Genomic DNA, 921 nt, shown 5'->3' with positions numbered 1-921 from the left:
GTAGCGCGTATATGGACTCCTCCTCGCTTGCAAGCACAAAAGGTCATGGCGGCTATGTCGACTGCGAGCGTATATTCGGTCTCGTTAAGGATGCCTGACACACGGACATCGGACCTTAATGGGCTATTCGCACGTCGGGTACCCTCAGCGTAAACGAGCTTTGATGCTCTACGCGCTACACGGTATGGCCCGACGTCGGTTCGACCTGTTCGCCATCTCTCTTGTGGTGTTGCAATCGGGGTGGTGGGAACACCGGGTTAAAGATTAAATATTCATGATGCTTTCATGTGGCTAAGTGGCCGCCGCCAGTTCGGGATCATACGGCACCTGGTGACGCGTGATGGCCCACGCCATGCGAGCCGTCTTGTTGGCGAGCGCCACAATCGCGACGTTGCGATGCTTTCGCATGGCAAGCCGTTTGATCCATTGACTCAGACCGTCTTCCTGCGTCACCGCATAACGGAGAACGGATCGTGCGCCATGCACCAGCAGCTTGCGCAGGTACCCGTTGCCTCGCTTGCTGATCCCCAGCAGGCGCTCTCGTCCGCCCGTGCTGTGCTGACGCGGGGTAAGCCCCAATGACGCAGCAAAGTCGCGTCCACGTTGATAGATAGTGCCGTCACCCAGCACACCGGCCAGAGCGCTGGCGGTAATGGGACCAATGCCGCGCAGCGTCATCAGACGCCTGGCAACGGGGTCGGTGTTGGCATGTTTTTCAATGGCCGTGGTTAACTGTTCTACACGATCATCAAGGTAGCGTAAGTCGTTCGCCAACTCTGCCAGCAAGCGACGAAAGTGGTCACTGAGCCCGTTAGAGGCATCTTCCAGCCAAAGTGGTAGCGCCCGCCGCAATTGCTGGATACCCGTGGGAGCAATCAAGCCATACTCCCCGACCAGACCACGGATCTGGTTGGCCTTGGC

Annotated in this window: 1 protein-coding gene; it reads right to left on the bottom strand. The window is 58.1% G+C overall.

All coding sequences use genetic code 11. The features are described 5' to 3' along the window. Window positions 1-291: 291 nt before the first annotated feature. A partial coding sequence (locus ACT3T6_RS17695; protein WP_444615279.1) for an IS110 family transposase occupies window positions 292-921 on the bottom strand: 630 nt, incomplete at its 5' end.

Source organism: Halomonas sp. 72, assembly GCF_052379785.1.
GTDB lineage: Bacteria > Pseudomonadota > Gammaproteobacteria > Pseudomonadales > Halomonadaceae > Vreelandella > Vreelandella citrativorans.
Note: the sequence above shows the minus strand (reverse complement) of the source record. Positions and strands in the feature narration are given on the sequence as shown.